7 protein-coding genes and 1 pseudogene are annotated in these 10427 nt (G+C 35.6%); all 8 read left to right on the top strand.

Translation table 11 applies throughout. The features are described from left to right. Positions 1-289: pseudogene (locus BMW37_RS09825) on the top strand (IS982 family transposase); the annotation flags it as partial. A gap of 404 nt (positions 290-693) precedes the next feature. After that, positions 694-1668 (top strand): cell division protein ZipA, encoded by a 975-nt coding sequence (gene zipA, locus BMW37_RS09820; protein WP_093320379.1) that lies wholly within the window; start codon positions 694-696, stop codon positions 1666-1668. A 1-nt stretch (position 1669) separates the two neighbouring features. Then, complete coding sequence (locus BMW37_RS09815) at positions 1670-2659, top strand: sigma 54-interacting transcriptional regulator (protein ID WP_093320376.1); 990 nt, start codon at positions 1670-1672, stop codon at positions 2657-2659. Between the two features lie 268 nt (positions 2660-2927). Further along, positions 2928-3197: a 30S ribosomal protein S15 gene (gene rpsO, locus BMW37_RS09810; RefSeq protein WP_093320374.1), complete on the top strand. Its 270-nt coding sequence runs from the start codon at positions 2928-2930 to the stop codon at positions 3195-3197. Positions 3198-3739: 542 nt separating this feature from the next. Beyond that, positions 3740-5905, top strand: a complete 2166-nt coding sequence (gene pnp, locus BMW37_RS09805; protein ID WP_093320371.1) for a polyribonucleotide nucleotidyltransferase — start codon at positions 3740-3742, stop codon at positions 5903-5905. A gap of 102 nt (positions 5906-6007) precedes the next feature. Next, a complete protein-coding gene (gene nlpI / locus BMW37_RS09800; protein ID WP_093320368.1) occupies positions 6008-6904 on the top strand; it encodes a lipoprotein NlpI in 897 nt (298 codons plus the stop codon). A gap of 232 nt (positions 6905-7136) precedes the next feature. Beyond that, on the top strand, positions 7137-8981 hold the full coding sequence (locus tag BMW37_RS09795) for a DEAD/DEAH family ATP-dependent RNA helicase (protein WP_425441785.1): 1845 nt from the start codon (positions 7137-7139) through the stop codon (positions 8979-8981). Between the two features lie 175 nt (positions 8982-9156). Next, the gene (nadR, locus tag BMW37_RS09790; RefSeq protein ID WP_093320365.1) at positions 9157-10371 is read left to right on the top strand and encodes a multifunctional transcriptional regulator/nicotinamide-nucleotide adenylyltransferase/ribosylnicotinamide kinase NadR; all 1215 of its coding nucleotides are present in this window, start codon (positions 9157-9159) and stop codon (positions 10369-10371) included. Positions 10372-10427 lie beyond the last annotated feature (56 nt).

Here is a 10427-nt window from a genome sequence, read left to right as displayed (position 1 = left end):
AGCGGAACAATGCATAAACCATGGGATTGCTATTGAAACACCCGTTAGGAAAAACATGAGAGATAAACTCCCTAAAAACATTAGGAATTTTTGGAATGATAAAAGAAGAATTATTGAAAGTACAATTGGACAACTTGCTGAAAAATTCAATATTGAAAGAACATTCGCAAGAACAATGCTGAGCTTTACTAATAGGCTGAGTAGGAAAATATTATCACACAAACTGGCCACCCTGTTCAATAAAGAACAAGGTAGACCCATTTTAAGTATCGCAGATCTCGCATTTTAAAAGTCGAGCATCGCGTTATAGTTCAATATTCACACGCGATAAAGCTCAATCTAGCAAATATTTAGTAGGTGATGAGATCTCTTTACAAAAAACAATTAAGGTTATAATATGCTGAGAAAATTGCTCCTGTTGTATCAAATTAAGGTATCATGAGCGAATATACTAACCAATATTTTAGTAAAAAATCACGATTGTAATAATTTGTTCTTCAGATTTTTTAATTTTAAAATGTTTGGTGGTTAAATTGGGTTATACTAGTGTTGTTATGCATAGTACAAGTATTGCTTTTAATTTAATGCTTTGCTTTTGCAAAATACAGAAAGTAGAGTGAATCAAATAATACGAGTGGTAAATTCATTTGCCAAAATTACAACGATAAACAATAAAATAAATAAGAGAATGCTGTGAAGGATAATTTACGTTTAATTTTACTAGTTGTTGGTGTGATAGCGATTGCCGCCCTATTGATTCATGGCATATGGAGCTCAAGAAAGGAGCGGTCTAGTCTATTTGGTAGTGACTCTAAAACTAAAAATAGAGAAAGACATTTGCGCAGAGATGAGCTTGATGATGAAATTGATACAATTACTGATAACTTTCATGTAGATAATCATGAGTTAGAAGAAAGCGTAAGCCCTGTCATAACTAAAAATAAGAATAGTCGCAATAAAAAATTTCATGATAAACAGCCTGAATTTTCATTCGATGAAAATGATCTAAGTAAGCAACAGATATTAAATGATAATACTGATAAGGATAACGAGCAAGTTACTGAAGATTTAAGCCATAGCGAACATACTGTTATATCTTCACTTAAGAGTGATAGTATTAGCATTGAACAGAATGATGTTAATACTGGCAAGGGTGGTGTTGAGAGTGAATTAAAATCATCAACATTAGCTGATAATAAGCCTGAAACAGAAGAAGAGATAGAAACACCAGTTTCTCCTGTTCCAGATATTCCTCAATTAGTTATAGTTTTTCATATTATTGGCATAAATGATCAACCGCTAAGGGGAGATTTATTGTTAAACAGCTTTTTAAATTCAGGATTGCATTTTGGTAAAATGTCGATTTTCCATAGACATTTGTCATCTGCAGATACCCCTGTGTTATTTAGTGTAGCGAATATGGTTAAACCAGGAATATTTGAACCAAATAATATGATTGATTTTACCACACCAGGTATTACATGTTTTATGGTATTGCCAACAGCAGGTCAACCATTACAAAATTTTAAACTTATGCTACAGACTGTCCAGCGTATAGCTGATGATGTCGGCGCAAATGTATATGACGAAAATAGACGCTTACTGACGCCACAGAAAATAGAGGACCACCGTTTATCTATTAGAAAATGGGTAGAAGAAAATTCTTAACATGAGAAGTGAACTCATACCATTAAGTGAATGGATAGCAAATAGCCATTCTATGAAACAATTAATTAAGCATGCTCGTAGAGCAGCTAAACTGGATGTGCCACTTCTAATTGAAGGGGAAACTGGAACGGGTAAAGAAATGCTTGCTAAAGCTTGTCATCAAGAAAGCTCTAGAGTGATGTATCCTTTTCTTGCACTTAACTGTGCAGGTATTCCAGATGAATCGGTTGAAAGTGAACTCTTTGGATTTTTAGTAGGTAATGGCCAGAGCCCTTCGACAGAAAAAAAAGGCTTTTTTGAACAGGCTAACCATGGCACGGTATTACTGGACCAAATTGAAGAAATGTCTTCCCAAATGCAAAGTAAACTCTTGCGTTTTATCAATGATGGTACATTTAGACGTGTAGGAGAGGATAAAGAAGTTTTTGTCGATGTTAGAATTATTTGCGCAACCCAAAAAAATTTATTTTCTCTAGTAAAACAAGGAAAATTTAGGGAAGACTTGTATTATAGACTTAATGTGATAACGCTTTCTATTCCACCGCTTAGAGAGAGACGTTTAGATATCATGCCACTAGCGCATTTTTTATTATCTGATTTATCTGCGCAATTAAATATTACTTCTCCTAGATGTACAGCTGATGTCGCTCAGTTACTAATGTCACTTGACTGGCCTGGAAATATCAGGCAATTAAAAAATACATTGTATCAATCCTTAGTTCAGTTAGATTCCGAGCATTTAAGTGCAGATGATTTAGTTTTTGATACGTTTAGAACACATGATATAGAATTATCAAATAGTTATTTTGAAGAGTCTGATTTATCTGAGGAACAACTATCAGGTACACTTGATGACATAATGGGGAAGTTTGAAAAACAAGTTCTACAGCAATTATACATCAAACACCCTAGTTCGAGAAAATTAGGCAGTAGGCTTGGTATTTCACATACTGCTATTGCTAATAAGCTTAAACAATATAATATCCGTTAAAGTATAATTTTTTGAGTGCACAGTATTTTTATTGTGAAAAATAATGTTAAAGCAATAATTGTCTGTAAATGCTTCACCTGCAATGTATCAATTCATAAGTCTTAGGCTTAATAGTTAAGATAAAATCCTCAAAATCTTCTCAAATTTTTTTAGCTACTTGCGATTGTTTAGATCAAAGCGTACAATAGTCTTGCATAAATGCATATTGGCGCTGAATTAGAGATCGGCGCCTTAATTTTTTCAATAATATAATATTTTAGGAGAGAACATGTCTCTAACTGCAGAAGTGAAAGCACAAATTGTTGCTGAATATGGTCGTGATGCGAATGATACAGGGTCAACTGAAGTTCAAATCGCATTATTAACTGCAAGAATAAATGATTTACAATCGCATTTTTCTGATCATAAAAAAGATCATCATGGTCGCCGTGGTTTATTACGTATGGTTGCTCAACGTCGTAGCTTACTAGATTACCTTAAAGGTAAAAGTGTGCCACGTTATACTGCGCTAATCGCACGTTTAGGTTTACGTCGTTAATTAGGTATGATCTTGATAAAGGGGCGAAAGCCCCTTTATTTATAGCTTAATTTTTTAAAGTAAACAGTGTTTTTAACTAAATAGTGATATTAAAAAGTGTTTTTATGATAAGGCAATATTATTTCTTATTATAAGAGCATTTGAAGTAGTCTCTTCATAAGCAAGAAGGATGAAGCTTAACGATACTTATCAAGATATCAATGTGATCCCAGCTAGATTGTAATAATTGATACTAATCATTAGGCTTAAATGTACTATGTATAGGTTTAGTGATGAGTAAATTAACTGTTTTGTAAAGTAGACTCAGAATATTATGGTTCGTAATGTGTTATTAATTTTCAATGTAAAATTAGATAAATAATAGATATATAAAAATCAAATAGATTACAATGGTTAGCTTGCGAGCTGATTGATACTAAAAGTAGTCAATGTGAAATAGAAATAAAATAGGCTCATTAGATAAATTTTTGCAAAATAAAAAATTGTTGATTTGAGAAAATATGAAGATGCCGTGTGGCGAAAAATTATAGAGGAATAATATAGTGTTAACACCTATTGTACATGAATTTAAATATGGTCAACATACAGTTACGTTAGAAACAAACATGATGGCAAGACAAGCTACTGGTGCAGTTATGGTTAGTGTAGATGACACTGCTGTATTTGTAACTGTTGTAGGTCAAAAGAAAACTAAGCCAGGACAAGACTTTTTTCCATTAACGGTAAATTATCAAGAAAGAACTTATGCTGCAGGAAAAATACCAGGAAGTTTTTTCAGAAGAGAAGGTAGACCAAGTGAAGGTGAAACATTAATTTCTAGATTAATTGACAGACCATTACGCCCTCTTTTTCCAGAAGGTTTTCTTAATGAAGTTCAAATTGTTGCAACTGTCATGTCAGTCAATCAGGAAGTTAATCCTGATATAGTAGCAATGATAGGTGCCTCTGCTGCATTAGCTATTTCTGGTATCCCTTTCAATGGCCCAATCGGTGCTGCGAGAGTTGGCTATATTAATGATCAATATGTACTTAATCCAACAACAAGTGAACTTAAAGTGAGCCGCCTTGATTTAGTCGTCGCAGGGACAGAAAATGCGGTTTTAATGGTTGAGTCAGAAGCCGATATATTAAGTGAAGATGAAATGTTAGGTGCTGTAGTGTTTGGGCATGATCAGCAACAAGTTGTTATTCGTGAAATACAAGCTTTTGCAGCTAAAGCAGGTAAACCTAAATGGGATTGGACTCCACCTGAGGCTAATCATGCACTTGCACAAAGTGTTAAAGCTTTAGCGGAAGCTCGTTTGACTGAAGCGTATCAAATCATTGAAAAACAGCAACGTTATACAGAAGTTGAAAATATCAAAGAGTCGGTCTGTGCAGCATTAATTGAGCAAGATGAAACTTTAGATGAAGGTGAGATCCTATCTGCATTAAGTTCATTAGAAAGCCATATTGTACGTAATAGAGTGATTAATGGTGCACCTAGAATTGATGGACGTGAAAAAGATATGATACGTGGCCTTGATGTGCGTACTGGCGTATTACCACGTACTCATGGTTCTGCCTTGTTTACTCGTGGTGAAACTCAAGCACTTGTAACAGTTACATTAGGTACTGAAAGAGACGCACAAGTGATTGATGAACTAATTGGTGAAAAAACAGACCGTTTTATGCTTCATTATAATTTCCCTCCTTATTCTGTAGGTGAAACAGGTATGGTGGGTTCTCCAAAGCGTCGTGAAATTGGCCATGGTAGATTAGCAAAACGTGGTGTTGCGGCAGTTATGCCATCTGCAGCTGATTTTCCTTATACTGTCCGGGTTGTATCTGAAATTACGGAATCAAATGGTTCGTCATCTATGGCTTCAGTTTGTGGTGCGTCATTAGCATTAATGGATGCAGGTGTGCCAATTCGTTCAGCAGTTGCTGGTATAGCAATGGGTCTGGTGAAAGAAGGTGACCAATTTGTTGTTCTATCTGATATTTTAGGTGATGAGGATCATCTTGGTGATATGGATTTTAAAGTTGCGGGCAGTAAAGATGGAATTACAGCTTTGCAAATGGATATTAAAATTGAAGGTATCACAAAAGAAATTATGCACATTGCTTTGAATCAAGCTAAAGGTGCAAGATTACATATTTTAGATGTAATGGAAAGCACGATTAATACTCCAAGCGTCCAAATTTCAGAGTTTGCACCAAGAATTCATACTATTAAAGTCAGCCCAGATAAGATTAAAGATATTATTGGTAAAGGCGGTGCTGTAATTCGTGCATTAACAGAGGAAACAGGAACAACTATCGAAATTGATGATAATGGTCTTGTGAAAATTGCATCATCTGATAATGAAAAAGCACAACATGCTATAAGACGTATTGAAGAAATTACTGCAGAAGTTGAAGTAGGTCGTATTTATACTGGTAAAGTAGTACGTTTAGTCGATTTTGGCGCCTTTGTTAGCTTTGCTGGTGGTAAAGAAGGGCTAGTCCATATCTCACAAATCGTTGATAAACGTATTGAGAGAATTGCGGATTACCTAGAAGTGGGTCAAGAAGTACCTGTCAAAGTATTGGAAATTGATAGACAAGGCAGAGTCAGACTTAGCATAAAAGAGGCCCAAGGAACAAATGAAAACCCTGTAGAAACAGCATTAGAGTCACCGACTGCAGAAATTTCGAGTGAATCTAATTCACAAGATGGTGAGTAATTTTTGAGTTAATGCTATAATAATAAAGTTGAATAATGGGCTATTGTTTTGAGTTTCTATAAGATTCATTGAAATAGAAACTTGATTATGTAAGGTGAACTAATGTCAGTAAAAACATGTTTGCGTGTATCTTCTCTAATCAGTGCTATTTTAATAAGTGGCTGTGCAGGAACACATGCAAATAATGATGACATGCTTATGGCAGTACCTTTGCAATCAACTTTGCAACAAGAGGTTATGCTCGCAAGAATGGAACAAATTCTTGCTACAGGTGTACTTGTAGATGATGAGCGAGCACAACTATTATATGAGCGAGGCGTCTTATATGATAGCTTGGGATTACGTGCCTTGGCACGCAATGATTTTACCCAAGCTTTAATGATACGGCCTGATATTCCGGAAATTTATAATTATCTTGGAATATACTTAACGCAAGCCGGAGATTTTGATGCGGCTTATGAAGCGTTTGATTCTGTATTAGAACTGGATTCTACCTACACCTACGCGCGTTTGAATCGTGGTATAGCTTTATACTATGGTGGACGCTTTGCACTGGCTCAAGAAGATTTACTCGCTTTTTATCAGGAAGATAAAAATGATCCTTATAGAACGCTTTGGCTATATCTAGCTGAGCGTCAAAAGGATGAGAGATCTGCGAAAAAATCACTACAAGATCGTTTTAATGAAGCTACAGAACGAGATTATTGGGGATGGAATATTGTTGAGTTTTATCTTGGCAATATATCTCAAAAAGAGTTAATGCATCGTTTAGAAAGTCAAACCTTAGATAACATAACTTTTGCAGAGTATTTGACCGAAAGTTATTTTTATTTAGGGAAATATTATCTAAATTTAGGAGATGTAAATAGTGCTGTGCCGCTGTTTAAAAAAGCGGTTGCAAACAATGTACACAATTTTGTTGAACATCGATATGCACTATTAGAGTTGGCTTTATTAGCCCAACTTCAAGAAGACCTAGCCGAATCAAACTCACTATAGAACTTTTACATAAGAGAGATATCATCTTTGGATGGTGTGTGCTTTTGTGTGAAATAATTTCGAGTTGGTCACGCAATTTAATGAAACTTATATGCTTTTTGCAATTTTGTTGGACTGACTCATTCGTAATGTTACCCTACAAAAGAGTTAGAAAATGACAACAAATATAAAACAAGTTAGTTCAAACGAATCAGAAATGAATTCAACACCGGATAAAGCATCTGCTGAAACAATGACATTTGCATCTCTTGGCCTTATGCCAGAAATATTATCCTCACTAAAAGATTTAGGATATGAGAAACCCTCTCCCATTCAAGCTGCCTGCATGCCACATTTACTTAAAGGTAAAGATGTATTAGGGATAGCACAAACGGGAAGTGGTAAAACTGCAGCCTTTTCTTTGCCATTATTACAAAATCTAGATGTATCACTTAAAGCACCACAAATTTTAGTCCTTGCTCCAACACGTGAGCTTGCCATTCAAGTGGCAGAGGCATGTGAAACATTTACTAAATACATGAAAAATGTAAACGTGTTAGCGCTTTATGGTGGTCAACGTTACGAAGGCCAATTAAAATCCTTAAAACAAGGACCTCAAATTGTTGTGGGTACGCCAGGACGCCTACTGGATCATCTTGAACGTGGTACATTAAAATTAAATTCAATCAAAGGTTTAGTGCTGGATGAAGCAGATGAAATGCTAAGAATGGGATTTATTGATGATGTTGAAACCATCATGAGTAAAATCCCAAGCGAACATCAAACTGCTCTATTCTCTGCAACTATGCCTGATGCAATTCGCCGTATTACTCGCAGATTTATGAATAATCCTGAAGAAGTGAGTATTAAGGCAAGTAATAGTACACGCCCTGATATCAGCCAAAGCTTTTGGCGTGTAACTGGCGTAAGAAAAAATGATGCATTAATTCGCTTTTTAGAAGTGGAAGAATTTGATGCAGCAATTATTTTCGTCAGAACAAAATCAGCGACTCTAGAAGTAACAGAAGCACTTGAAAAAGGTGGTTACAATGCAGCTGCGCTAAACGGTGACATGAATCAATCTTTAAGAGAGCAAACACTAGATAGATTAAAAGATGGTCGTCTTGATATTTTAGTTGCTACGGACGTTGCAGCGCGTGGATTAGATGTTGAGCGTATTAGCTTAGTTGTAAACTATGACATTACACAAGATGCTGAATCTTATGTTCATAGAATAGGCCGTACAGGACGTGCTGGTCGTACAGGTCGTGCATTATTATTTGTGGATAACCGTGAATACCGTTTACTCAAAAATATTGAAAGAACTATGCGTATTGTTATTCCAGAAGTGCAATTACCTACTGCTGAAGTGTTAGCTCAACATAGAATTACATCATTTGCTGAAAAAGTTAAGAAAGAACTTGAGAGTCATGATTTGACAAAATACCAAGCTTTAATTAGCAAAATTCAGCCTGAAGGTGTAGACATTGAAAGTTTAGCCGCTGCATTGCTTAAAATGTCTCAAGTTTCAAGACCATTAATCATTAAACCAGATCCTGTCACGCGTTCTAAACCTTCAAGAGAGTTTGATAAACGCTCTGAAGGTCGTTTTGAGGGTAGAGGTAGGGACAGAGATGGTCAATCTCGCCAATTCGAAGGTGATAAGCCACGTAAAGAACGTCGCCAAGTTGGTGAAATGGATCTCTATCGTATTGAAATAGGCCGAGATGATGGTGTCGAAGTGAGACATATTGTAGGTGCAATTGCAAATGAGGGTGATATCAGTAGCCGTTATATCGGTAATATCAAGTTGTTTGCATCTCATTCTACTATTGAATTACCTAGAGGTATGCCGGGTGACCTATTAGGTCATTTTACTAAAACTAGGATTTTAAATAAGCCGCTTAATATGCAATTTGTTGGTGCAGCTGAACCTGAAAGAGCTGGTGGTCGAGGTGGACGTCCAGGTGGTGATGATAGACGTAGCTTTAACAAACCATCAGGTCATTCTGATAGGCGTGGTTCAGATAGAGGTGCATCTTCACGATCAAATCGGGGAGAAAAATCTTCTTTCACGCGTAAGCAATTTAGCTCGTAAGATGGAAGGTATGATGGTGACTTGATATTTTGCTGTTAAAATTGATAATCACTACCTAGGAAAGGCGCTGTGATCCATTGGATTGCAGCGCTTTTTGCTTTAAAATAATAGCTATTCGTACTTAGCAAGTTTATACGCACAATTGTCCCTTGAACCAATAAATGGAAAATGGCTAATGAAATTCTTATATTTGAAGCAGGCAATTAAAGCTAAAGGATATACTCTACAAAAAGTTGCTAGTGCATGTGGGATCAGTAAAGGGTATTTAAGCCAGCTTATTAATGGAAAGGTTGAAGAGCCAAGTGCTCAAAAACTTCAAAACTTGCATAAGTTTTTAAAAATAGATTTTCCAAAACATAAACAAAATGAAGGTGTTATATTTGGTAAATTTTACCCATTGCATACAGGCCACGTGTATTTAATTCAACGAGCGGCAAGTCAGGTAGATAAATTACATATTATTTTATGTCATGATGAACCAAGAGATAAGAAATTATTTGATGAAAGTAAAATGTCAAAACAACCAACAGTCAGTGATAGGCTCAGATGGTTATTACAAACATTCAAATACCAACAAAATATCAAAATACATTTATTCAATGAGATAGGTATTGAACCTTATCCTAATGGTTGGCAAGGTTGGAGTGAAAAGGTCAAGGAATTTTTAAATGAACAGGCCATTATTCCTGATTTTATCTACTCTAGTGAACGAGGAGATGCCCAAAAGTATAAAGAACTATTTAATGCACAAACCCATCTTATCGATCCTGATAGACAATTTATGCCGATTAGCGGTGAGCGTATCAGATTGAACCCTTTTAAATATTGGGAATATATTCCAACTGAAGTAAAACCTTTTTTTGTTCGTACAGTTGCTGTTATTGGTGCAGAGCAGACAGGAAAATCAACCCTAGTCAATAAGCTTGCTAATACCTTTAATACAACAAGTGCTTGGCAATATTATAAGGAATACTTATTTTCAAATCTAGGCAACGATGAAAAAGCACTTCAACATTCAGATTATGATAAGATAGCCTTAGGTCATGCTCAATATATTGATTTTGCGGTTAAATATGCAAATCGAGTCGCTTTTATTGATACGGATTTTGTTACCCTACAAGCTCAATGCAAAAAGCACATTGGTAAAGAACATAGTTTTATACAGGCGATGCTGGAAAAATACCGATTCGATCTGGTTTTATTGATAGGAAATGAGCAAACTAAAGAGAAAGATAAAAAACAGCCTGTAAGAACCGATACGCAAAAGATGATTACGGACATATTAAATCGAAATGGAATTGAATTTGTGAATGTTGGACTTTATGATCACGATCATCGTTATCTAACATGCGTCGAGCATATTAATAAATTACTCGACTTGGACAGTTAGTAAGCCTTGTAGGGTAAATATAAGTTCTAATGCCTATGAGGTACTCAAGGATATAG

The sequence above is a fragment of the Thorsellia anophelis DSM 18579 genome (assembly GCF_900111395.1).
GTDB classification, from domain to species: Bacteria; Pseudomonadota; Gammaproteobacteria; order Enterobacterales; family Thorselliaceae; genus Thorsellia; species Thorsellia anophelis.
The sequence above is the reverse complement of the archived record's forward strand: the minus strand, read 5'-3'. Positions and strand labels throughout refer to the sequence as shown.

What these genes read in the sequence shown, in the direction of transcription:
- BMW37_RS09795 (WP_425441785.1), top strand. Translation starts at nt 7,137, where the DNA reads ATGACATTTGCATCTCTTGGCCTTATGCCAGAAATATTATCCTCACTA.
- nadR (WP_093320365.1), top strand. Translation starts at nt 9,157, where the DNA reads ATGAAATTCTTATATTTGAAGCAGGCAATTAAAGCTAAAGGATATACT.
- BMW37_RS09815 (WP_093320376.1), top strand. Translation starts at nt 1,670, where the DNA reads ATGAGAAGTGAACTCATACCATTAAGTGAATGGATAGCAAATAGCCAT.
- nlpI (WP_093320368.1), top strand. Translation starts at nt 6,008, where the DNA reads ATGTCAGTAAAAACATGTTTGCGTGTATCTTCTCTAATCAGTGCTATT.
- rpsO (WP_093320374.1), top strand. Translation starts at nt 2,928, where the DNA reads ATGTCTCTAACTGCAGAAGTGAAAGCACAAATTGTTGCTGAATATGGT.